19 protein-coding genes are annotated in these 23,525 nt (G+C 55.3%); 4 read left to right on the top strand and 15 right to left on the bottom strand.

The features are described from left to right. Position 1: 1 nt before the first annotated feature. The 10 genes from gmd to ihfB form a co-directional block, all read right to left on the bottom strand. On the bottom strand, positions 2–1,126 hold the full coding sequence (gene gmd / locus KY379_RS22775; protein WP_261241499.1) for a GDP-mannose 4,6-dehydratase: 1,125 nt from the start codon (positions 1,124–1,126) through the stop codon (positions 2–4). Positions 1,127–1,165: 39 nt separating this feature from the next. Next, entirely contained in the window at positions 1,166–1,939 is a 774-nt protein-coding gene (locus KY379_RS22770) for a WecB/TagA/CpsF family glycosyltransferase (RefSeq protein ID WP_261241498.1), read from the bottom strand. After that, complete coding sequence (locus KY379_RS22765) at positions 1,936–3,126, bottom strand: glycosyltransferase family 4 protein (RefSeq protein WP_261241497.1); 1,191 nt, start codon at positions 3,124–3,126, stop codon at positions 1,936–1,938. Before KY379_RS22765 ends, KY379_RS22770 begins: the two co-directional genes overlap by 4 nt. Before the next feature lie 58 nt (positions 3,127–3,184). Next, positions 3,185–5,392 carry a radical SAM protein gene (locus KY379_RS22760; RefSeq protein WP_261241506.1) on the bottom strand — a complete coding sequence of 736 codons (2,208 nt, stop codon included), beginning with the start codon at positions 5,390–5,392 and terminating at the stop codon, positions 3,185–3,187. A gap of 14 nt (positions 5,393–5,406) precedes the next feature. Continuing rightward, positions 5,407–6,558, bottom strand: a complete 1,152-nt coding sequence (locus KY379_RS22755; protein WP_261241496.1) for a hypothetical protein — start codon at positions 6,556–6,558, stop codon at positions 5,407–5,409. Then, positions 6,555–7,589 carry an O-antigen ligase family protein gene (locus KY379_RS22750; RefSeq protein ID WP_261241495.1) on the bottom strand — a complete coding sequence of 345 codons (1,035 nt, stop codon included), beginning with the start codon at positions 7,587–7,589 and terminating at the stop codon, positions 6,555–6,557. The genes KY379_RS22755 and KY379_RS22750 overlap by 4 nt, the downstream gene beginning before the upstream one ends. 676 nt (positions 7,590–8,265) lie before the next feature. After that, positions 8,266–9,336 carry a Wzz/FepE/Etk N-terminal domain-containing protein gene (locus KY379_RS22745; RefSeq protein WP_261241494.1) on the bottom strand — a complete coding sequence of 357 codons (1,071 nt, stop codon included), beginning with the start codon at positions 9,334–9,336 and terminating at the stop codon, positions 8,266–8,268. A 218-nt stretch (positions 9,337–9,554) separates the two neighbouring features. Then, positions 9,555–10,967, bottom strand: a complete 1,413-nt coding sequence (locus KY379_RS22740; protein ID WP_261241493.1) for an MBL fold metallo-hydrolase — start codon at positions 10,965–10,967, stop codon at positions 9,555–9,557. Positions 10,968–11,065: 98 nt separating this feature from the next. Next, complete coding sequence (locus tag KY379_RS22735) at positions 11,066–11,329, bottom strand: lipopolysaccharide assembly protein LapA domain-containing protein (protein ID WP_196174166.1); 264 nt, start codon at positions 11,327–11,329, stop codon at positions 11,066–11,068. Between the two features lie 20 nt (positions 11,330–11,349). Beyond that, the gene (gene ihfB / locus KY379_RS22730) at positions 11,350–11,649 is read right to left on the bottom strand and encodes an integration host factor subunit beta (RefSeq protein ID WP_133330961.1); all 300 of its coding nucleotides are present in this window, start codon (positions 11,647–11,649) and stop codon (positions 11,350–11,352) included. Between the two features lie 359 nt (positions 11,650–12,008). On the opposite strand from ihfB, the gene KY379_RS22725 reads away from it, so the two are divergent. From KY379_RS22725 to KY379_RS22710, 4 genes are read left to right on the top strand one after another with little or no spacing between them, the layout of a single operon-like run. Then, positions 12,009–12,779: a phosphotransferase gene (locus tag KY379_RS22725; protein WP_261241492.1), complete on the top strand. Its 771-nt coding sequence runs from the start codon at positions 12,009–12,011 to the stop codon at positions 12,777–12,779. Beyond that, entirely contained in the window at positions 12,776–13,912 is a 1,137-nt protein-coding gene (locus KY379_RS22720; RefSeq protein WP_196174164.1) for a hypothetical protein, read from the top strand. Before KY379_RS22725 ends, KY379_RS22720 begins: the two co-directional genes overlap by 4 nt. Before the next feature lies 1 nt (position 13,913). After that, positions 13,914–14,891, top strand: a complete 978-nt coding sequence (locus tag KY379_RS22715; RefSeq protein WP_261241491.1) for a glycosyltransferase — start codon at positions 13,914–13,916, stop codon at positions 14,889–14,891. Positions 14,892–14,926: 35 nt separating this feature from the next. Continuing rightward, a complete protein-coding gene (locus KY379_RS22710) occupies positions 14,927–16,237 on the top strand; it encodes a nucleotide sugar dehydrogenase (RefSeq protein WP_261241505.1) in 1,311 nt (436 codons plus the stop codon). A 193-nt stretch (positions 16,238–16,430) separates the two neighbouring features. Here KY379_RS22710 and rpsA read toward each other — a convergent pair whose 3' ends face one another. From rpsA to serC, 5 genes are all read right to left on the bottom strand, one after another. Then, positions 16,431–18,107: a 30S ribosomal protein S1 gene (gene rpsA / locus KY379_RS22705; RefSeq protein ID WP_261241490.1), complete on the bottom strand. Its 1,677-nt coding sequence runs from the start codon at positions 18,105–18,107 to the stop codon at positions 16,431–16,433. Between the two features lie 124 nt (positions 18,108–18,231). Beyond that, complete coding sequence (cmk, locus tag KY379_RS22700; RefSeq protein WP_133330973.1) at positions 18,232–18,918, bottom strand: (d)CMP kinase; 687 nt, start codon at positions 18,916–18,918, stop codon at positions 18,232–18,234. After that, a complete protein-coding gene (locus KY379_RS22695; protein WP_261241489.1) occupies positions 18,915–21,155 on the bottom strand; it encodes a bifunctional prephenate dehydrogenase/3-phosphoshikimate 1-carboxyvinyltransferase in 2,241 nt (746 codons plus the stop codon). Before KY379_RS22695 ends, cmk begins: the two co-directional genes overlap by 4 nt. A gap of 152 nt (positions 21,156–21,307) precedes the next feature. Beyond that, positions 21,308–22,402: a prephenate dehydratase gene (gene pheA / locus KY379_RS22690; RefSeq protein ID WP_133330977.1), complete on the bottom strand. Its 1,095-nt coding sequence runs from the start codon at positions 22,400–22,402 to the stop codon at positions 21,308–21,310. Further along, positions 22,402–23,487, bottom strand: coding sequence for a 3-phosphoserine/phosphohydroxythreonine transaminase (serC, locus tag KY379_RS22685; RefSeq protein ID WP_133330979.1), 1,086 nt, complete (start codon positions 23,485–23,487; stop codon positions 22,402–22,404). Before serC ends, pheA begins: the two co-directional genes overlap by 1 nt. Positions 23,488–23,525 lie beyond the last annotated feature (38 nt).

Genomic DNA, 23,525 nt, shown 5'->3' with positions numbered 1-23,525 from the left:
TTCAATTCTCCACAGCTACAGGCAAGTCGTAGCCATGCTTCTTCAAAAGTGCGTGCCGCTGAGCAATCTTCAGATCCTCAGATACCATTTCTGCGCACATGTCTTGCACCGTAATCTCAGGTGTCCAACCGAGTCGCTCTTTCGCACGGGTTGGGTCACCCAACAGCGTTTCGACTTCTGCAGGGCGGAAATAGCGAGGATCAACTCGTACGATAACATCGCCAACCTTCAACTCAGGAGCCTTGTTACCGTTAATCGCTACAACCACTGCGTGTTCATCTATACCCTCTCCAACAAAGTCGAGAGTTATTCCGAGCTCTTCGGCTGACCAACGCACAAAATCGCGAACAGAATACTGCACCCCTGTGGCAATTACGAAATCCTCTGGAACTTCTTGCTGTAGCATCATCCATTGCATGCGGACGTAGTCTTTAGCATGCCCCCAGTCGCGCAGTGCATTCATGTTGCCTAGGAATAGGCACTGCTCCAACCCCATTGCTATATTAGCAAGCGCCCGAGTTATTTTTCGCGTAACGAATGTCTCTCCCCGACGCGGTGATTCGTGATTGAAGAGAATTCCGTTGCAAGCATACATCCCATATGCTTCTCGATAGTTTACTGTAATCCAATAAGCATAAAGCTTTGCCACCGCATAGGGAGAGCGAGGATAGAAGGGAGTACTCTCTTTCTGTGGGATTTCTTGGACCAGGCCATACAACTCAGAAGTGGACGCCTGATAAAAACGAGTCGTTTGTTCGAGCCCCAACAACCGAATCGCTTCAAGTATTCGGAGCGTGCCCATGGCATCTACATCCGCAGTGTACTCAGGAGACTCAAAGCTCACTGCGACATGAGACTGCGCACCCAGATTGTAGACCTCGTGAGGCTTTACATCCTGGATAATACGAGTGAGGTTTGAGGAGTCGCTAAGGTCGCCGTAGTGTAAAACGAAATTTCGATTACTTACGTGCGGGTCCTGATAGATATGATCAATTCGCTGTGTATTGAACGAGGATGCGCGTCGCTTGAGGCCATGAACCTCATAACCTTTTTCAAGCAAAAACTCCGCCAGATAGGAACCATCCTGACCGGTAACACCTGTTATGAGAGCTCTTTTCTTAGTCATTGTGCACTTACCTTGTAAATTAAAAATCAATCCGTGACCTTATCGATCTAACCTTAAAAGCTGACGCATCGCAAAATAAACAAATAGTGTATTAGTTATAAAATAACGCTTAAATAGCCGTCTTGGCTCACTGCACAATCGATGAAGCCATTCAAAGCCGTTGTCGCGCATCCACCGTGGAGCTCGCGTTATAACGCCGGCGTGGTAATCAAACGCTGCGCCAACACCGATCATCACAGCCTTTATTTTGTCACGATGCTCCGCCATCCACAATTCCTGCTTCGGACACCCCAAACTGACCCAGACCGTTTTTGCTCCGGATGCATTTATCATATCCACTATTTGGGTATCCTCCACAGGACTCAAAGCCCGGAAAGGGGGGGAATAGGCCCCTGCTATCACTATGCCTGGCATCTGTTCAAGCAGCTTCTTTTTCAAGAGTTCCAACGTGGTCGCCGCCCCACCGTAAAGAAAAATAGGTTCACCTCGTAAAGACGCCTCTTTGCAATATGCCCACATCAGGTCAGGTCCATTGATCCTCTGTTGACCAGAAACACCAAGACGCCGCATTAGCCAAGCAACGGGGGCCCCATCCGAGGTGGCCATATCCGCATTCTCAATTACGCTTGAAAAGCGTGGGTCCAATCGGGCGGTGACCACCGAATGAACATTACAGATACAAACATAATGCCCTTCCCCACTTTCGCTGAATTGACGAACTTTCGCCAGAGCTCGGCCCCAAGTAAGACAGTCAATAGGTGAACCGATAACTTGACAGGTCTCTCGACCGGGTTGATCTGTGTTCATGCTCATTGAGAAGAAACCTTCATAGCTTGTTCGTAAATGCTTCGAAGTATGGCGTAGTTAGCCCCTTCGGTGTAATTTTCCTCGAAAGCCAACCGAGCGCCTTGTCCAAGTCTTTCCAGTAGGCCAGGCGTATGCCAAGCATCACGGACGCATGCTAGTATTGAATCTGGTGCAGCCGGTTTAAAAACGATACCACTCGTGCCATTTTGCACGATTGAGGGTAACGGCCCAATATCCGAAACAGCTGCCGGCGTACCAAAAGCAAATGCTTCACGGATCACCATCGGGAAGCCCTCGAACCATTCGGATGGCAGAATTTGAAGGCGCGCATTTGCGATTTGTCTTTCAGCCTCCTTAGCATCTACCTGCCCTAAAAACCGAACTGGTAAACCGGCACCCATACTTTCCAACTGATCACGTAATGCACCGTCACCTACAATTCGCAACTCTGGTGCCGCAGCTCCCCATGCTTGCCAGGCCCTAAGTAATGAAATAACGCCTTTTTCTGCGGTCAAACGACCTACAAATACGACATACGGTTCGCGATTAAGCCAAGGCTGCACTACTGGAGAGCCTGGGTAAAAATTAGGTTTAACAAAAACCTTTTCCGCAGGTAATCCAGCATCAATCATTAATGACCGCTGAAATTCTGAAAGTGCTATAAATGCATCTACATGCTTCCGCCAAGTGCCCAAGTACCTATGAAGCTCAACGTTCAAAGCCATGGGTAGAGTAGCTAGACGACTTTCCCTGTAGCAACCATGGATTAGGGAAGGTAAGGACGACTTCGCCTGCATGCACTCAATGCAAACCTTACCTTCCCTCATAGGAATAGCTGCGGGGCAAAACAGCCTGTAATTGTGAAGTGTCAGCACACGGGCGGCGCGTCCTGCAAGAGCAGGAAAAATAGCAGGTGATATCAATGGGAACGTATTATGCACATGCACAATATCTGGCTGAAACCCATCCAAAACACTTCTCAACTCATGCTTGATATCCATTCGCCAGGGCGTTCCCAAAGCCGCTGATAAGACACCTAGCTTCCCCTTCTTCGCTATTGAGTCGCTATACTTGCTAAACAGTTGAACATCATCACCATTCTTAGCGAGCAATCTCCTTTCAGCTTCAAGCACCTGATTCTCGCCGGAGGGAGTGGCTGAGTTGTAAAAATTATGTGCCAGTAGTATACGCATTAAATTTTATCCACACATAGTATTTGAAACCATCAGAACGTGATTTCAAATCACACAATTACAGCTCAACCCAATGGCGAAGATTACCCGCAGTCAGCGCGCCTACATTACTATAATTATCACTCTGGATACTTTCAAAAAGGCCTGCCACCTTACCCTTCCCACCAATTTGATAGTCTATTCCGTATACATCTTTACCGCTCGAAATCCCAAAAATACACGCATGGAATCGCATAGCCAAAAGATGAGTACAGCGCGCGAGTAATTCCAGCATCAATGGGACGCCCGGCTCATATTCTACGGTATAGAAATCACGAGAAGGCGAAATTTGCGCAACCAAATCATAAAAGGAACTAAAATCAGAAAATCCATAGGTATCAGGATTGAAAGGAATTAGTACAACGGCCCACTCTTTATCTAGCCCATTAACGAATTCGCTTAACTCGGCAACTGAACGCTCAACCACCGAAGAAACTGTTCCCTCAGTCCCTTTCAAAGCATAGGCGCTCCAAATAGGACGCAGATTGACAAAGAGCACTTTCTGTCTATCAGCAATGTAATCATCAAGTGCAGATATCTCTCCTCGCTCACGCGCGGAGTAATTCAGACCGCCCACTAAGTTACGATAATAGTCTAGGTAATCGAAAGCTGGATCTCGACCAACCTTCTCAATATGAAGCTTGGCATGATTGGGCAAGCTATCTAAATTACTTTGACTCCGCAAGGTAGTATGCGCGGAATTCATCAGCATCAAAGACGCCAAGTACTTGCTAACGGTACGCTTGTACGGACCTAGCCCCACACCTTCAACAACAAAAGGCAGACCTTTCTTCCGAGCAAGTAATGACGCGTACAAATAAAAACTTAGATTAACTGGAATATCCATAATTGGCCCGCCGGCATAAGCAAGACCATCACTCTGTTTGAGCGAGCTTCTTAGGTTTCGCTTACTCAGCGTAACAACATTGAATTCAACCCCCTCAATCTTAAGGGATTGCACCCACTTGAGAGTCCTTGCAGGGCGAAAACTCAATATTGTAAAGTGTCGAGTATCAAACTTTTCTTTTAATCTGAGAATGACGCCTCCAAGAATCGCGGCATCGCCCACATGCTCGCCACCATATGCACCAATGATAGTAGCCTTGGTAACACCCCCCCTTACTAACGGCACAGGGATCTTGCCAATTGCGAGCCTAAACCTCAACATAGCAGCACTAACAATGTTATCCGAGAATCGCAAAAGCTTTTTGACGACACGGAACAATTTTAATTGGCGGACCTTATAGCTAACAATATTGAAGGGACTCCAAGCCCCACTCTGATCATGAATACAGCTCGAGCAATAATTATCTTTTGTGTGTTGTCTTGCCGTCGAAAGCCCTACATTTGACAATACATAATTAGCACTTCGTAAATTTTCGGCTGCCGGCTTTGTCGCGATTGAACAGGGATACAACTGCAAATTCGAAGTCAGCAGAATCCCTTGATCTTGGAAATAGCACGGCATCTCACGCCCGCCCCCATGGGTGAGCCAACGCCCCATACGATCATAGTATAATTTCCTAGATAGCGAGCGGGTCTGAGACAATAGCTCTTCAGATGAGAAGAAGTCTGCAACAAAGGAGCGTTCTTCACTTCCAATGAATACTTCACTCCGATCAGCATTGTACAGTCTCTCTATATTTGTAGCGAGCCGGAATATTATCTCAACACCCAGCGCACGAGCATGACTCAGGGCCATCTGCATAGAGTAGACATTCATGGTGGAGATTGTGTACTGGAGCTGCAACCTAACTCCTAGCTCCTTGGCTAACTCTATTGTCCTGCTAGACTTTATAAATGCACCATCGATCCCACGAATCATATCGTGTCGGACACCATATCCATCCATAGATATATTCAGGCTAAAGTCAACGCCTTTCTCACTAGTAATCTGCTTGATAAGCGGTAAAAATCGGCGCCACCGAGAACTACTATAACCATGAGAAGTGATGGATAAAGTCTCCAGCATCGGCAGAGCATTGACGATTGCCTCAACACACCGCACAAGATCCTTTCGCAGCGTTGGTTCACCACCAGAAATACCTAAATGCTTTACGTGCCTAAACTCTGCTGCCGATAGAACTTTGGAGATTTCCTCGGGAGAAATTTCGTTGGTAGCATTATTCTTCCAAATATTGCACATCGTGCACCGCGAATTGCAATTATCCGTAATTGGAAAATTTACAACCCGGATAGCAGAGTTAATACCGAGATAATCCTTCAAATACTCCAAGTACTTCAAAGCTCTACCCTCTCAGACTTATTATGCCAAGGTGCGAAAAAGAACCCCAGGGAAACTGCACTCGCACTGTAAGCTACTGCCATGGAGATAAATCCAGCCGTCAGGCTTATACCGCCACCGAAATAATAGAATAATACCAGGCACATCAACTTTACAATAACAGCAATAGAGAAAGAAACTATCACCGCACTCTGTTTTCCGCCTACCCGCAATACCGACTGCATGATAGAGATAGCCAGCATACATCCAACTATAAGAGCAAAGGCGAACCATAAATCAAGCCCTACAACCGGACCATCTAGAAGCACCTTATAAATAACAGCACATACAGGCGTAGCCAGTACAGCAATGGATAAGGGCAGTACCAAATACTCAAATCGAGACGAAGCATAATTGCGATTACGCGAAAAAATATAATTTATCATTGCACTCGAAAGTTGCTGCACAGGAGAAAGCAACATAAGCAACTTTCGCATTTCCACTAGCACATGGGTGCTACCAAGGTAAGTCAACACCAAGTAAATACCATTGGAAGGGAACCAAAGGAGAGGGACCAACATTACAGACTTAAGTAAATGCCCCGGCTCCGCTAGCAAAACGCCAAATGAATGGCGTACGCCTTTTCCCGCGCTTCGGATAGAAAGGGCCACAAGAATGGTTACAGCAACCGCACAAATTAAACTATAGGTCACGAGAAACCAAGAAAACCTTTGAACAACATACGCCGCACAAACGGAACCTGCACCTGACAGCACCGTCAGCATGACAGAAAACTTTATCAGACCCTCATCCAATAAAGTAATACGCCTTGACAACCACAGCATTGAACTTGCAAACATTGTCAGCCCTAACAGAACGCTATGCTTGTAATCATGCCAAAGCACAGAAGAAATTAGTGCATCCATTACACCAACTAATGTAATCAAAACTATAAAATCATAGAACGTTAGCCTTTTATCCTCTCCACCGAGGCGCCGCTCTACCATCAATGCAAAACCGAAGTTTAACAAGAACGCACAACCCGACACCATAACAGAGTATTGAGCCACATCAGCCAAATCGAATTGCTTATCAACCACCAGAAACAAAACAAAGCTAAATGCGGAAAACAGTAGCTGATCGAAAAGATAAACAACTTTCGTCCTCATCTGCCTCTCCCAACAAGAAGAGCGACTGAGAAAAACCAAAATGTGAGTACAGTATAAACACCACCAAAAATCGTCATCGTAGCACAACCTAGAAGCAAAGGTATTGATAGTGCCACGAGGTACTTATAATGAGTTGCGCCTGGATTGAAGGTCTGTTTTACACCGCTTTTTACCACCAAAAAAAACGGAAATAGCATTATCAGCAATGCAAACAAACCACTTGATAGAAAAACTTCGATCAACGCATTGTGCGAGTGCGGCGGAAGCCAATAGCTTTGCGTAAAGTTGTTCCTGTAATACTCTTTCACCCCTTCAACAAATCCGACACCGATCCCCCAGTGCTCAAATGCACCTTTAAGTCCAACCTCAGCAACGACACTTCTATTATTTAGTGTCAGCAAATCATAAAGCGGCCGCTCGCCCCTCCCAATTAGCGGCAGTAACTCCTCCATCAAGAACTGTAAAAAAAGCACAAGAACCGGTGCAATTACGAATAATACGGTTACCACCAACGTCATCCTGACTAATTGAGTCCGTTTAACGTACCACCACCATCCTAGGGCTGCAATGAGCGAGAATTGAGCCGTTCGACTTCCAGTCAAATACAGAACAACAACAAATAGACAGCAGTTAACGACTAGCAGAAATCGTCGCACCTGAGAGGCTGTTTGTCCATACAAATAGATCGCGGACAGGATGCCTGCCACGAATACCATCCCTAAGTAATTAGGACTGTAAGCGTCCCCACCAAGACGATAGCGCCCCTGTGTCTCCAGCGCGTAAAAATGTTCAAAAGAGAAGATAGCACCTATAACAACTACTACTAGTGTCATCCAAGCGGCTAAGTAGACCCATTTTGAAAATATATTTACCGCAGACTCAAGCCCCTCTTTGATCAGCACTCTATCCAGCATTACCAACGCACAAAAAAATGGCAGGTACTCAAATAATCTGTAGTACCCAACAACGCCCACTCCATTGAGCGCAAGCCCTAATAGAGCAACAAAAAAATATACCAGCAACAATTTCATCAGCCGAGAGCGAGCACTGAACACTCCAATTAGTGAGCTCGGCCTAAGCAAAGCGATTGCGGACATTGCGACAAATAGCCATAACACTCGAACAACCTTATCTAAAGCGTTGTCGAGATTAACATCCAGGCCAGTCTTATCCACCACTGACAAATTGAATGGAGTTAGAGAAATCAGAAGAACAAGAACAGTATCTATTCTTATCTTTAAACTCAGAGCTTGCCGCCCCCTCATTTTTCGCCTGCCATTATTTCATCCATTAGGAAAAGCCATTACAACCTACCGCCAGCTAGCAAGTGAAAATCTCTCACAATACTTGTCCAGCCTCCAGCCTTACTTGGGACTACAACAAAAAGCTCACTCCAGCGGTACCCCGATGTGACAACCAGGTAATACCATCCACTTACAAAGCTAATTCAACCCATTAATTAGCGACCAAAACACAAAACCACAACGAACTCGAGTCTATATACTACGAACAGCTACCACTACTGCTACGTCCTTAATCAGCCATCCATTCCTTGCGATACGCAATACTAAATTTGGATCAGCATCATCCATTGAATCAACCGCTAAGCTACATAAATTCAAAGGCGCAAACGGCTGACTAGGCTGTTTGCGCCAGAGAGCGTGAAGAAGCAAGCAAATAACACGATGCTTCTAACAAAACAGTAGACTACTGCCCCCCAACCCCAGATTGAACTTTAGGCCTCCCGCTCTCCCTCACTCTTTGGCGTAAATTTTTTAACGCAGCCAGCATTACACCCAATAGAAGCCCGCCTACCAACCCGCCAACCACAATAAGAAAACGCTTGGGCTTTATAGGTTTATCTGGAGACTCAATAGCTCCATCTTGGCGATAAACCTGCACAACTCCGCTGTCAACGGACAGTGTTCGATAAAATGCTAACGCTTCCTGTCTTTGGCGTAAATTCGCTACATACGGGTCATCTGAAGCCCGCTCGCGAAGATTGGCAATTTCTGCCTCCAACGCTTTACTACCACGCATATACGTTAATGAACCTTCCATTCCCGCTGATACCTCGGCCGAAATTATCGGGGGCTTTTCAAGTCCAATCGATTTCGCAACACGCAACGCCTCGGTCAACCGAGCGATGTCATCCTCTCGCCGTTTACGCGTACTCTCGCGAGATGCTGTAATTTGCTGTTCAAGATTATTAGCTTTGATTGTGGCATCAGCTTTCGCGTCCTTGACTACCTCGCTTACCCCTCGATACCCAGCCATCTCAACATAACGGGTAGCCCATTCGGCCGCTTCTTGGGGATCCGGTAGATTAACCTTCACAAAGTACCGATTGGGCGACTCTTTTCCGGCTGGACCAAGAGATAGAACTTTCTGAAACTCAGCGTACAGTTCATCTTGCGAACCTTGCCGCTCTTCCTCAGTAAGACTAGGTAGATAAAACTTTCGAAAAAACTCTCGACGTAGCGACTCAGACTGTAAATTACGCAGGTAAATATCATAGACATCTTTTACCGTCAGCATGGCCATCCCGCTGGTTCCGCCGCGGCCGAAATTCAGTTGCGCTATATCATTTTGTGACGGGGGCTGGACGAATACTTTCGCACTATAAATGGGAGTCGCCAGTAGCGCGTAAGCGACAGCCGCCGCCGTTACGATGCCAGCGGTGGCCAGCACCAGCGCTCTGTTCTTCCAAATTCCCGCAATCAGCTCAAACAGATCAATCTCGTCATCACCGCTCAGGCGCTCACGTTCACTGCGCATTTGTTCTATTTTTCCTTAGATCCGTCTGTCTGCAAGGTTTCTGGAAAATGGCACGCCAGAACCCCCAATCCCTTCCGCCACCCGCCACACTCGACGCAGTGGTGGTCCGGCTGGGCGCTCGCTACCTGCCATCTTAATCATTAATCAGTAATAGAGGAAACCGGAGCGCAGAAGTTCCTCATTTTCCGACAGGCATGACCCCCTCCGCCAAACGGCTGCTAAGGCACAGCAACCTCCAACTCAGCCCCCATCATCCGATATCGATCCCGCAAAACCCCCGCCAAAACCCGCTTCGCCCCCTCCTCCCCATGCACCAGAACCACCCTCCCCGCCGGCCTCCCCCGCCCCATCGCAAACCCCACCAACCCGGCCTGATCCGCATGCCCCGAGTACCCCGCCAAGCTCATCACCTTGGCCCTCACCTCATACCGCTCCCCATCCAGGTCCACCGCCACAAACCCCTGCACCCCTTCACACGCCTGTATCACCGCCCCAGGCGTCCCTTTGGCCTGATACCCCACGAACATCACTTCATGCCGCGCATCCCCCAACATGGCCTTCAGGTAGTTCACGATCCGCCCACCCGAGCACATACCATTACCGGCAATGACGATCGCCGGCCGCCCGGTGCTCTTGAGGTAGTTCACCACCTGCTGATGCCTGGCATGGGTATCGACAGTCACCAACTGATCGAACGCCAGCGGATTACGACCCTCGTCGAGTTTATCCCGGGCCTCGGTACGCCAGTATTGATGCAGGTCCTTGTAGGCCCTGGTAATGCGCTGTGCGAGCGGAGAATCGAGAATCACCGGCAACTGGGACCAATCCAGCGGATCGTCGCCAGAAGCGGCGCCCTTGGCCCCTAGCAGCGCCTTGCGGTGCAGGATGTCTTCCAGCTCGTAGAGCAACTCCTGGGTGCGCCCCAGGCTGAAGGCTGGAATGAGTATCGTGCCTCGATCCGCCAGCGCGCGGTCGATCCCCTGCTCCAGTTGCTGTTGACGCTGGCTGCGGTCGGGATGCAGGCGGTCACCATAGGTACTCTCCAGCACCAGCACATCGGCTCGCTCTGGCGGCTCTACTGGACGCAGCAAGGGATTACAGGGCGCACCCAGGTCGCCCGAGAAGACATAGCGGGTGTTTTCAGCACCCAGGTCCATATCACACTCGACATAGGCCGAACCCAGCAGGTGCCCGGCGCGCTGCAGACGGATACGGCAACCCAGGCCCTCGCGCTGCACGACGTCGTGCCAATGGCCGAACGGCAGCGGGACGATGCGTTCTTGCAGGAATTCAAGATAACGCGCGACATGGGCCGGTTCGCGGCTGATGCCGAGCTTGTAGGCATCCTCCAGCACCAGCGGCAGGAGTTTGGCTGAGGGTTCGCTGCAGTAGATGGGGCCACGGAAGCCCGCTGCGAACAGCGCCGGAATGCGCCCAATGTGATCGAGGTGGACGTGGGTGACGATCAGCGCTTGCACGCCCTGGATATCGAAGCCGAGCTCGCCTGACTCATCGCCCTGCTCGAGGCCGCAGTCGATCAATAGGCTGGTTGCTGCATCGAGGTGAAGTTGATGGCAGGAGCCGGTGACGTCACGAACACCACCGTGATGGCTAAGGGAGGGAAATTGCATGGCGCTGATCCTTGGCGATTGAGGAACGGGCAAGCATTACCCCACTCCTCGGCCTGTGAACCCAGCGCGCAAATCTCAACGGATTGTAGGAATCGACCTCAGCTGCTGGCCAGGGCTTCCTGCCGGGCGCTGCGGCGCAGTTTGCGCTTGCTGCGCATGAAGGCGTAGGTGCCCAGCAAGGGACCGATGGCGAGGCCAACGACAAGCGCAGCGAGGACCACAACGGCCACCGGCACTGCTGGCGCGGTCCAGCCGAACAGGACCAGGGCAACGCTCTGCTGGTTTTCCAGCACGAAGAACAGCACCACAGCCGCCAACAGCAGCACGAACAACGCCGCCAAGGCGCGCTTGAGGTTACGCATGTTTCTGCTCCTTTGCCCGGTCAGTGTGCGTGATCGGCTTCGTCTTCGTTGACGCGATCACGCAGCTCCTTGCCTGGTTTGAAGTGCGGGACGAATTTGCCCTCGAGGCTGACCGACTGGCCGGTCTTGGGGTTGCGGCCTACCCGGGGGGCGCGATAGTGCAGGGAAAAGCTGCCGAAACCGCGAATTTCGATGCGGTCACCGGTTGCCAGGCACTGTGACATCTGCTCAAGCATGGTCTTGATGGCCAACTCCACATCCTTCGAGGAGAGCAGGCCCTGCTGGGTGACAATACGTTCGATCAGCTCCGACTTCGTCATGTTTTTCCCTTCGTTATCAAGCAGCTAGATCATTGCTTAATCAGGTTGTAGCACGCTCGGCGGGATTTGAACAGGGTGGATCTTGACTTAATAAAAAAATTCAAGAACGAGACGTTCACGGCTGGGTATGCACAGGCTGCCGACGCGGTTTTTCCAGATCACCACCCGGGTTAACACAATTAAGGATCCGTGGAGAGGGATGCGGAATTCCCATGCAATCAATTTGACATCATTCACTAAATTAGGAAAAATGTATCTAGCTGTTACAACAATGAAATATTCCTATGTTAGAGCGCTCTGGCTCGATCAATGCCTCCGATCTTGCCAATTGCCGTGCGCTCCGAGTACGTGCCCATCCCATGCTGACTTCGATGTTCCTCGCTGAGGATCTTTCTGCCACTGAGCAGCAAGAGCTAAACCGCTTCATCGATCACCCCGAAACCCTCGCCCTCCTCAACCCACGCAGCGACGAAACCCAGGTCCGGGTAGGTGACCAGGACACGCTGGTGTTCAAGGTGTTCAACATCCGTCGCTTCAAACAGCGCTGGCGGGCTCGCTGGAAACACGAATGCCCCGTGCATGGCCAGCGTCATGGCTGGGCTGAGCGCAGCAATGCCGAACGCTTCCAGGCGCTTGGGCTGCCCGGCCTGCCAACCCGCGCATACCTGGAGAACCGCACCCTTCTCGGGTGCAAGCAGCAGGTAGTGGCCTATCCCTACCTGAGCGGCCACCAGACCTTGCACGAGCGGCTACAGCACGATCCCCTCCAGGCCCTGGACGCCGTCGAGCCGGTGCTGCTACGCCTGGCCCAGGCGGGGGTTTTCCATCTGGATCTCAATACCCGCAACCTCATGCTCGATACAGACGACCAGGTGCGGGTCATCGACTTCGAGTACATGGCCTGGGACCAGTCACGTAAAGGCGAAATCTACAGCTACTCCTTGGGTTATCTGTTCCAGAAATGGGCCAGGCAGTCCATCGAAAGCGATGCCTTCGACCAATGGGCCCATCACTTGATGGAGCGTAATGCCGAGAGCTTCGGCTCGACGGCGCACAAACTGCTGGCCGCTTACACACTGGGCAAGAAAGTCGAGTTGTCCCGCGCCAAACGTTATCGGATATTCAAATGAAGCTTTTCACGCAACTGCTGGCGCGCCTGCGCCTGGCACGCTGGCGCAAGAAACTAAAGGCTGACAGAGGCTTCAGCCTGCGCCTGCGCAACCCCACGCGCTTTCTCGAAGGCCTGGCTCGGGAGAATGTTCCCTACGTCGTGCTGCGCTGGTACGATGAAGTTCCCGAGGTACTGTCCGGCCAGTTGGCGGACGATATCGATATCCTGGTGCAGCACGGCTCCCTGCCGCGCATTGCTGCAGCCATGCCGTTCTTCAACTTCGGCCGCAAAGCCAACAAGGTCAAGTTCGACATCTATAGCGACTCCGGTCGCAGCGGCCTGTCCTACCGCCACATGCCCTATTACCCACCAGTGCGGGCCCGTCATCTGCTGGACACCCGCGTGCACGACCCTCGCGGCTGGTACCGCATTGCACCCGCCGACTACATCCCAGCGCTGACCTATCACCTGACTTACCACAAGCGGCAGAACAGTGGTTTGCGCGTGCAGCCCGGCGATAGCGAGGCCAGTCGGCTGCCTGCCAAGAAGGATTACCGTCAACGCCTGTTGCTTGAAGCCGCTCGCGAAGGCGTGGCGATTCCGCCGATCGACAGCTTGGTGCAGGCCCATCTCTGGTTGCATGAACAGGGCTGGGCGATGCCCTTCGACTTGATCCGGCGCTGGCCCGACCAGGATGCCTGGCTGGCCCAACTGTTCGAATTGGAGGCCCAGCGCCTGCAGGCCAGCAACGAACAGACACCTGACAACCTGTTCATGCTGGTAACGCGGCAGGAAACCGCTGATCAAGGGCATGAACAGGAGATCATCGACACGCTCAGCCGCCACGGAACCGTCGTAGCTCGCGAACAACTGTCTGGCGATCAGCGCCAACGCTTGCTGTGGTGGGCACGGGGCGGCAATTGGCTGGCCGCGAAGCAGTACGCCTTGAGCGCTCCGGCCACCGTCATCACTTGCCTGCTGCCGACAGGCACAGTTGCCGACATCAAGGTCGAGCTACGCAAGTCGTTATCGCAACGCCACGGCAAGCAGAACTGGCTGCACGGTACCGACGATCTCGACGAAACGCTGTACTACCAGCAATTGATGAGTGGCCACCACTACCGCCTTCCAACTTCCAGTGCAGGACATTGACATGAAACTGCTTATCGTCAGTCGGCAGGAGCGTGCCCGGTCCTTCGACACACTGTTCGCCGGTTTGAAGACTCACTTCACCCAGGTCGATGTACACAAGCTGAGCAAGGCCCAGGTTCACGATATCCGACCCTACCTGAAGAGCACCGATTTCAGCGCCTGGGACCGGATCCTCTTCGATGTGCCGCTGCGACGCATGGGCAAAGCTGCCAACGCCCTGAGTCAGGTCGAGGGTCTGGTGTTCTATGAAGAGGACGCTTGCCAGGAACTGATCGCCAAGAGCAAGTTCCACAACCAGTTCGCCGCCGGCTTCAAACGCCTGCGCAACGCTCGCATCATCGTCACCAGCTACCACATGCGCGACCATTTCAAGGCCCGCGGAATCGATGCCTGGTGCATCCCCAAGGCCTACGACGATGCCGTGCTGGATGATCTGGGCATCGCCCGTGATATACCGCTGGGCTTCATCGGTCGCACCAAGAGCCAGGTCTACAACGAGCGCCGCCACCTACTCGAACGCATGACCGATCGCTGCGGGCTGCAAGCACTGCGCACCCAGACGCCCGACGAGTATCTGCAACTGCTCAATCGCATCGCCGTCTTCCTTAGCGCCGACATTGGCTTCAACGAATACATGGCCAAGAACTTCGAGGCCATGGGTTGCGGCTGCCTGCTGATGGCCAAGCGACAACCCTCCGAAGACGAACACCTCGGCCTGGTCGACATGCACAACGTGGTGCACTACGACACCCTCGACGAGGCGCTCGCCAAGTACCACCAGTTGCGAAACGACCCTGAGTTGCTCCGCCGTATCGCGGCCAATGGCCTGACGCTGGTACGCGAGCGCCATCGCCTGTCGCAGCGCACGCCCGACTTTGCCCAGGTATTGCGCATGCCGGCCCTTGGCATTACGGCCGGCAATACCCCTTGGTACCAGCGCATCACCGCCTGGTTGCCGGGCGTGTTCACTTGGTCTTGACCGCACCGCACTTCAATAACGGAACAGCATTTGTAATGGACGCAAAATCCACCCTTATCGCCCGCATCGACAACCGTGAAGCGGTCATTGGCATCGTCGGCCTTGGCTATGTAGGCCTGCCATTGATGCTGCGCTATACCGCCGCAGGCTTCAGAGTGTTGGGCCTGGACATCGACACCCATAAAGTCGACATGCTCAACGATGGACTCAGTTACATCGAGCATATTCGTGGCGAAGACATCAGTCAGGCCTGCCAGGCCGGTTTCCGGGCAACCTGTGATTTCAGCCGGGTAGCAGAGTGCGATGCATTGATTCTGTGCGTACCAACACCTCTCAATGAATACCGCGAACCGGATATCAGTTACGTCATCAACACGGCCGATGCCATTGCCCCTTACCTGCGGTCGGGCCAGGTCGTCTCGTTGGAAAGCACGACCTATCCCGGCACTACCGACGAAGAGATCATTCCGCGCATTTGCCAGCAAGGCCTGAACGTGGGTACTGATGTGTTCGTGCTTTATTCTCCAGAGCGTGAAGACCCGGGCAACAAGCACTTCGATACCCAGACCATCCCCAAAGTGGTCGGCGGCGCCACAGAAGCCTGTTTGCAAGTCGGTGTCGCGCTTTACCAGGTCGCCATCGACCGCGTGGTGCCGGTGAGTTCGACCAAGGCAGCAGAGTTGACCAAGCTGCTGGAGAACATCCACCGGGCGGTCAATATCGGCCTGGTGAACGAGATGAAGATCGTTGCCGACAAGATGGGGATCGATATCTTCGAGGTAGTCGATGCCGCCGCCACCAAGCCTTTTGGTTTTACCCCCTACTATCCAGGCCCAGGACTAGGTGGTCATTGCATTCCGATCGACCCCTTCTATCTGACCTGGAAGGCTCGCGCCTATGGCCTGCACACCCGTTTCATCGAGCTGTCGGGTGAAATAAACCAAGGCATGCCCGAGTATGTCGTGAACAAGTTGGTGGATGGCCTCAACGAGCATGGTAAGCCCGTAAAAAACAGCAAGGTGCTAGTGCTCGGTATCGCCTACAAGAAAAACATCGACGACATGCGAGAGTCCCCAGCCCTGGAGATCATCAAACTGCTTCGCCAGCGCGGTGGGATCACAGCTTACAGCGATCCGCATGTACCGACGTTCCATGGCCATGGAATCTACGATTTCGTGATGGAGAGCGTAGCGCTGACCCCGCAAACCCTTGCCGAGTACGACGCGGTGGTGCTGGCGACGGATCATGATCGCTTTGACTATGACATGATTGCCGACAACGCTCGATTGATCGTCGACAGCCGTGGGCGTTATCGAAGGGAAATGGCGAGTTTGATCAAGGCGTAGAAGAGCAGTATCGGCTGCTTTTGAGGGGCTTCCGTGTGGCGGCACCGGGGGTTCGCTTCAGGGGTGCGGTGGTGCGGATATCGAGCGCCACCACCCATCTCCAGACAGGCACCTCCATCAGACCAACACCCCCGCCCCCACACAAAAAAAAGGGTGGCCCGAAGGCCACCCCTTTTTACCGATCAAACAGAACTCAGTTCTGCTTGGCCATAGCTTCGCGCAGCAGCGCGGCCATGGTGGTGTCGGCAGCCGCTTCCGGAGCGTTTTTCAGGCTCTGGATGGCTTCGCGCTCTTCAGCATCGTCCTTCGACTTGATGGACAGGCTGATAACGCGGGACTTGCGGTCGACGCTGATGATCTTGGCTTCGATCTCTTCGCCTTCCTTCAGAACGTTACGCGCGTCTTCAACGCGGTCACGGCTTATTTCGGAAGCTTTCAGAGTGGCTTCGATGTCTTCGGCCAGGGTGACGATGGCGCCCTTGGCGTCAACTTCTTTCACGATGCCCTTGACGATAGCGCCCTTGTCATTGACAGCAACGAAGTTGGAGAACGGATCGTCTTCCAGCTGCTTGATGCCCAGGGAGATGCGCTCGCGCTCTGGGTCGACCGACAGGATGACGGTTTCCAGCTCGTCGCCCTTCTTGAAACGACGTACGGCTTCTTCGCCGGTTTCGTTCCAGGAGATGTCGGACAGGTGAACCAGACCGTCGATGCCGCCTTCCAGGCCGATGAAGATACCGAAGTCGGTGATCGACTTGATGGTACCGGTGATCTTGTCACCCTTGTTGAACTGGCCGGAGAAGTCTTCCCATGGGTTGGATTTGCACTGCTTGATACCCAGGGAGATACGACGACGCTCTTCGTCGATGTCCAGAACCATGACTTCCACTTCGTCGCCAACCTGAACGACTTTCGACGGGTGGATGTTCTTGTTGGTCCAGTCCATTTCGGAAACGTGTACCAGACCTTCAACGCCTTCTTCCAGCTCAGCGAAGCAGCCGTAGTCGGTCAGGTTGGTAACGCGAGCCTGTACGCGAGTACCTTCTGGGTAACGCGAAGTGATAGCTACCCACGGATCTTCGCCCATCTGCTTCAGACCCAGGGAAACGCGGTTGCGCTCACGGTCGAACTTCAGAACGCGAACGTCGACTTCGTCACCAACGTTGACGATTTCCGACGGGTGCTTGATGCGCTTCCAAGCCATGTCGGTGATGTGCAGCAGGCCGTCGATACCGCCCAGGTCCACGAATGCGCCGTAGTCGGTGAGGTTCTTGACGATACCCTTGACCTGTTGGCCTTCCTGCAGGGTTTCCAGCAGGGCTTCGCGCTCGGCGCTGTTCTCGGCTTCCAGCACGCTGCGACGGGAAACGACAACGTTGTTGCGCTTCTGGTCCAGCTTGATGACCTTGAATTCCAGCTCTTTGCCTTCGAGGTGGGAGGTGTCGCGCACTGGGCGGACATCAACCAGGGAGCCCGGCAGGAACGCACGGATGCCGTTAACGTCGACAGTGAAGCCGCCCTTAACCTTACCGTTGATAACGCCCTTGACCACTTCTTCGGCGGCGAAAGCTGCTTCCAGAACAATCCAGCACTCGGCGCGCTTGGCTTTTTCACGGGACAGTTTGGTTTCGCCAAAGCCGTCTTCGACCGCGTCCAGCGCAACGTGAACTTCGTCACCGACCTTGATGGTCAGCTCGCCAGCTTCGTTGTAGAACTGCTCGAGCGGGATGACGCCCTCGGACTTCAGGCCAGCGTGTACGGTAACCCAGTCGCCGTCGATGTCGACAACGATACCGGAGATGATTGCACCCGGCTGAAGATTGAGGGTTTTCAGGCTTTCTTCAAAGAGTTCTGCAAAGCTTTCGCTCATTTTAATTCCTGTAGATTCGGGCGAAACAGACGCCCATCGCCACATTCCAGACAATGTGGGTTTGTTTTAAGTAAAGGAAAGCCGGCAGGACGTTGACTGGTGCCCCTGCCTGCTCTCCTGGCTATCAGAGCAGATCGCGCTGGGCGAGCTCGCTCCTGATACGTTGCAACACCTGCTCGATGGACAACTCGGTGGAGTCCAACTGGATGGCGTCGGCCGCTGGCTTCAGCGGGGCCACCGCACGTTGGGTGTCGCGCTCATCACGCGCACGAATCTCATCTAGCAGACTCGACAGACTAACATCTTCGCCTTTGCCCTTCAACTGGAGGTAGCGGCGGCGGGCACGCTCCTCGGCACTGGCGGTGAGAAACACCTTCAGCGGCGCGTCGGGGAACACCACGGTGCCCATGTCACGACCATCGGCGATCAACCCGGGCAGCTCGCGGAAGGCGCGCTGGCGCTGCAGCAGCGCCTCACGCACGGCCGGCAGCGAGGCGACCATCGAGGCGCCGGCACCGACCGTCTCGGTGCGGATGACGTTGCTGACGTCTTCGCCTTCGAGAATGATCTGTTGCAGCTTACCCGGCTCAGCGGCGATGAACTGCACATCCAGATGGGCGGCCAAGGCCTTGAGCAGTTCTTCGTTGGTCAGGTCGACACCATGGTTGGTGGCATTGAACGCCAGCAACCGGTACAGAGCGCCGGAGTCGAGCAATCTCCAGCCCAGTTCGCGGGCCAACAGGCCGGCAACGGTGCCCTTGCCGGAACCGCTTGGGCCGTCGATGGTGATGACAGGCGCTTGAGCGATCACGACTTGCCCTCTTCGGCCACGCGGATGCCGACTTCGGCGCACAGCGCCAGGAAGTTCGGGAACGAGGTGGCGACGTTGGCGCAGTCGTGGATTCGAATCGGGGCGCTGGCGCGCAGCGAGGCCACGCTGAAGGCCATGGCGATGCGGTGGTCGCCGTGACCGTGCACTTCGCCGCCGCCAATCTGACCGCCGTCGATGATGATGCCGTCGGGGGTCGGCTCGCACTTCACGCCCAGGGCGGTCAGGCCGTCGGCCATCACCTGGATGCGGTCCGATTCCTTGACCCGCAGCTCTTCGGCGCCACGCAGCACGGTGCGGCCTTCAGCGCAGGCGGCGGCGACGAACAGCACCGGGAATTCGTCGATCGCCAGCGGCACCAGGGCCTCGGGGATCTCGATGCCCTTGAGCTGGGTGCCCCGCACACGCAGATCGGCCACCGGCTCGCCGCCAACTTCACGCTGGTTTTCCAGGGTGATGTCGCCGCCCATCAGGCGCAGGATGTCGATCACACCGGTACGGGTCGGGTTGATGCCGACGTGCTCGAGCACCAGCTCCGAGCCCTGGGCGATCGACGCGGCGACCAGGAAGAAGGCCGCCGAGGAGATATCCGCTGGCACTTCGATGCGGGTAGCGGTGAGCTTGCCACCGGCCTGCAGCGAGGCGACCGGGCCGTTGCTCTCTACCGCATAGCCGAAACCACGAAGCATGCGCTCGGTGTGATCGCGGGTCGGTGCCGGCTCGGTGACGGTGGTGGTGCCTTCGGCGTACAGGCCAGCGAGCAGCAGGCAGGATTTGACCTGGGCACTGGCCATCGGCAGCGTGTAGTTCAGCGCCTTGAGCTTGTGACCACCGCGAATGGTCAGCGGCGGACGGCCGTCCGGGCCGGTCTCCACTACCGCGCCCATTTCCCGCAGCGGGTTGGCCACGCGGTTCATCGGACGCTTGGACAGCGAGGCATCGCCAGTCATGGTGACGTCGAACGGCTGGCCAGCCAGCAGGCCCGACAGCAGGCGCATCGAGGTGCCGGAGTTACCCACGTACAGTGGCCCGGGTGGTGGCTTGAGGCCATGCAGGCCGACGCCATGGATGGTCACGCGCCCGTGGTTCGGGCCCTCGATGACCACCCCCATGTCGCGGAAGGCCTGCAGGGTCGCCAGGGCATCCTCGCCTTCGAGGAAGCCTTCGACCTCGGTCGTGCCTTCGGCCAGCGAGCCGAGCATGATCGAACGGTGGGAAATCGACTTGTCGCCCGGTACGCGGATCCGTCCGGACACGCGGCCACCCGGTTGGGCCAGGAAAATCAGATCGTTGGCGTTCATAGCGTCCACATAGGCCCGGCGGGCCAGGATTTTACTGAAATGCTCGCGGGCAAACCGTGCGCGGGTGAATACACCCAGCAACTGGTGCCCGTCCCCTGCATCGACCGCGTCGCGCAATGCGTCGAGGTCGCTGCGAAATGTATCCAAGGTCCGCAGGACAGCCTCGCGATTGGCGAGGAAGATGTCATGCCACATGGTCGGATCGCTGCCGGCGATTCGGGTGAAATCGCGAAAGCCCCCCGCAGCGTACCGGAAGATCTCCAGGTTTTCATTGCGCTTGGCCAGCGAATCGACCAAGCCGAATGCCAGCAGGTGCGGCAGATGGCTGGTGGCGGCCAGGACTTCGTCGTGGCGTTCGACCGTCATGTGCTCGACATCGGCGCCCAGGGCGCGCCACAGGCGGTCGACCAGGGCCAGGGCGGCCGGGTCGGTTTCGGCCAGGGGCGTGAGGATGACCTTGTGGCGGCGGAACAACGCTGCGTTCGAGGCCTCTACCCCGCTCTGCTCGGAGCCGGCGATCGGGTGGCCAGGGACGAAACGCGGCAGGCGGGTGCCGAATACGTCGCGAGCGGCACGCACCACGTTGCCTTTGGCACTGCCAACGTCGGTGATGACGGCATGGCCAAGGTCGAGCTGCGCCAGGCGCCCCAGGAGTTTTTCCATGGCCAGGATCGGCACGGCGAGTTGGATCACGTCGGCGCCGACACAGGCCGCGGCGAGGTCTTCTTCGCAGCGGTCGACGACGCCGAGGGCCACGGCCTGCTTGCGCGACGGGGCGTCGAGGTCGACGCCGACCACTTCGCGGCACAGGCCGCTTTCACGCAGGCCTTTGGCGAACGAACCGCCGATCAGGCCGAGGCCGACCACCACCAGGCGGTCGATGATTGGCGCGGATTTGGTTTTTGCTGCATTTACCACGGGCGCGGACCTTGTTCAGAAATCGAGACAGCCTGGGAGGGCCATTGGGTCGCTTCGCGCCCCTTCGCGGGCAAGCCCGCTCCCACAGTGAACGGGTGGAACCGCCCAGCGTGGAACCCTGAAGAAACGCCGAGCGGCGCCAATGCCCCAGATCAAAGCACCGCCTTGGGATACGACCCCAGCACCTTGAGCGCCACGGCTTCCTGACTGATCTTCTCCAGCACCGCCTTGATCAGCGGATCGCGGTGGTGGCCGACGAAGTCGATGAAGAACACGTAGGTCCACTTGCCGCTACGCGACGGACGGGTCTCGATACGGGTCAGGTCGATGCCGTTGTCGTGGAACGGCACCAGCAGCTCGTGCAGGGCGCCAGGCTTGTTGCTCATCGACACGATGATCGAGGTCTTGTCGTCACCGGTCGGCGGCACTTCCTGGTTGCCGATCATCAGGAAGCGCGTGGAGTTGTCCGGACGGTCCTCGATCTTCTCGGCCAGACGGGTCAAACCGTACAGGTTGGCCGCCATATCGCCGGCGATGGCCGCCGAATTCCACTCCCCCTTCACCCGCTTGGCCGCCTCGGCATTGCTCGAGACCGCCACGCGCTCGACGTTCGGGTAGTGGGCGTCCAGCCACTTGCGGCACTGGGCCAGCGACTGGGCGTGGGAATAGATGCGGGTGATGCTGTCGGTCTTGGTGTTCTCGCCTACCAGCAGGTGATGGTGGATACGCAACTCCACCTCGCCGCAGATCACCATGTCGTGCTCGAGGAAGCTGTCCAGGGTGTGGCTGACCGCACCTTCGGTGGAGTTCTCCACCGGCACCACACCGAAGTTGACGGCACCGGCCGCTACTTCGCGGAACACTTCGTCGATGGCCGCCATTGGGCGGCTGATCACGGCGTGGCCGAAGTGCTTCATGGCTGCGGCCTGGGTGAAGGTGCCCTCGGGGCCGAGGTAGGCGACCTTGAGCGGCTCTTCCAGGGCCAGGCACGAGGACATGATCTCGCGGAACAACCGCGCCATCTCTTCGTTGCCCAGCGGGCCCTTGTTGCGCTCCATCACGCGCTTGAGCACGGCGGCTTCACGCTCGGGACGGTAGAACACCGGCTTTTCGCCCTCAGCCAGCGAGGCGGTCTTGACCTTGGCCACTTCCTGGGCGCAACGGGCGCGATCGCTGATCAGCTCGAGGATCTTCTCGTCAAGGCTGTCGATGCGCACGCGCAGCGCCTTGAGTTCCTGTTCGGACATCAGCCGTGCTCCTTCTCGAATTCAGCCATGTAGGCCACCAGGGCCTCGACGGCCTCCAGACCCAAGGCGTTGTAGATCGAAGCGCGCATGCCGCCCACCGAACGGTGACCCTTGAGGTTGAGCAGGCCACGGGCATCGGCACCGGCCAGGAAGGCCTTGTCCAGGCGCTCGTCGGCCAGGCGGAAGGGTACGTTCATCCACGAACGGGCATTGTGGCTGATCGGGTTGGTGTAGAACTCGCTAGCGTCGATAAAGCCGTAGAGACGGTCTTTCTTGGCGCGGTTGCGCTGCTCCATGGCCTCGACGCCGCCCTGCTCCTTGAGCCACTCGAAGACCAGGCCGGAGAGGTACCACGAATAGGTAGCCGGGGTGTTGTACATCGAACCGTTGTCCGCAGCGACCTTGTAGTCGAGCATGGTCGGGCAGTGGCTGCGAGCATGGCCGATCAGGTCTTCACGGACGATCACCACCACCAGGCCGCTGGGGCCGATGTTCTTCTGCGCGCCGGCGTAGATCATGCCGTACTGCGAGACATCGATCGGGCGCGAGAGGATATCGGACGACATATCGACCACCAGTGGCACGTCACCGGTCTCGGGTACCCAGTCGAACTGCAGACCACCGATGGTCTCGTTGGACGCGTAGTGGACGTAGGCGGCGTTCGGGGTCAGGTTCCACTCGTTCTGGCCAGGAATGGCCAGGTAGTCGTATGGCTTGGCGCTGGCAGCGACATTGACGTGACCGAAGCGGCGCGCTTCTTCGATGGCCTTTTTCGACCAGATGCCGGTCTCGATGTAATCGGCAGTGCCGTTTTCCGGCAGCAGGTTCAGCGGAATCTCGGCGAACTGCTGGCTGGCGCCACCCTGCAGGAACAGGACCTTGTAATTGGAGGGGATGGACAACAGGTCACGCAGGTCCTGCTCGGCCTTCTCTGCGATGGCCACGTAGTCGTCGCTGCGATGGCTCATCTCCATCACCGACAAGCCCTTGCCACGCCAGTCCAGCATTTCGGCCTGGGCACGCTGCAGCACGGCGTCAGGAAGCGCGGCGGGGCCTGCGCAGAAGTTAAAGGCTCGTTTGCTCACATCCACTCTCGCTCTGCATAAATAGAACAAAATCGTAA

This window comes from Pseudomonas sp. HD6422 (assembly GCF_025377065.1).
Taxonomy (GTDB): Bacteria; Pseudomonadota; Gammaproteobacteria; order Pseudomonadales; family Pseudomonadaceae; genus Aquipseudomonas; species Aquipseudomonas putida_U.
Note: the sequence above shows the minus strand (reverse complement) of the source record. Positions and strands in the feature narration are given on the sequence as shown.

Coding starts and splice junctions, on each gene's coding strand:
- gmd (WP_261241499.1), bottom strand. CDS start 1,126: ATGACTAAGAAAAGAGCTCTCATAACAGGTGTTACCGGTCAGGATGGT.
- KY379_RS22770 (WP_261241498.1), bottom strand. CDS start 1,939: ATGAGCATGAACACAGATCAACCCGGTCGAGAGACCTGTCAAGTTATC.
- KY379_RS22765 (WP_261241497.1), bottom strand. CDS start 3,126: ATGCGTATACTACTGGCACATAATTTTTACAACTCAGCCACTCCCTCC.
- KY379_RS22755 (WP_261241496.1), bottom strand. CDS start 6,558: ATGAGGACGAAAGTTGTTTATCTTTTCGATCAGCTACTGTTTTCCGCA.
- KY379_RS22750 (WP_261241495.1), bottom strand. CDS start 7,589: ATGAAATTGTTGCTGGTATATTTTTTTGTTGCTCTATTAGGGCTTGCG.
- KY379_RS22745 (WP_261241494.1), bottom strand. CDS start 9,336: ATGCGCAGTGAACGTGAGCGCCTGAGCGGTGATGACGAGATTGATCTG.
- KY379_RS22740 (WP_261241493.1), bottom strand. CDS start 10,967: ATGCAATTTCCCTCCCTTAGCCATCACGGTGGTGTTCGTGACGTCACC.
- KY379_RS22735 (WP_196174166.1), bottom strand. CDS start 11,329: ATGCGTAACCTCAAGCGCGCCTTGGCGGCGTTGTTCGTGCTGCTGTTG.
- ihfB (WP_133330961.1), bottom strand. CDS start 11,649: ATGACGAAGTCGGAGCTGATCGAACGTATTGTCACCCAGCAGGGCCTG.
- KY379_RS22725 (WP_261241492.1), top strand. CDS start 12,009: ATGCTGACTTCGATGTTCCTCGCTGAGGATCTTTCTGCCACTGAGCAG.
- KY379_RS22720 (WP_196174164.1), top strand. CDS start 12,776: ATGAAGCTTTTCACGCAACTGCTGGCGCGCCTGCGCCTGGCACGCTGG.
- KY379_RS22715 (WP_261241491.1), top strand. CDS start 13,914: ATGAAACTGCTTATCGTCAGTCGGCAGGAGCGTGCCCGGTCCTTCGAC.
- KY379_RS22710 (WP_261241505.1), top strand. CDS start 14,927: ATGGACGCAAAATCCACCCTTATCGCCCGCATCGACAACCGTGAAGCG.
- rpsA (WP_261241490.1), bottom strand. CDS start 18,107: ATGAGCGAAAGCTTTGCAGAACTCTTTGAAGAAAGCCTGAAAACCCTC.
- pheA (WP_133330977.1), bottom strand. CDS start 22,402: ATGTCCGAACAGGAACTCAAGGCGCTGCGCGTGCGCATCGACAGCCTT.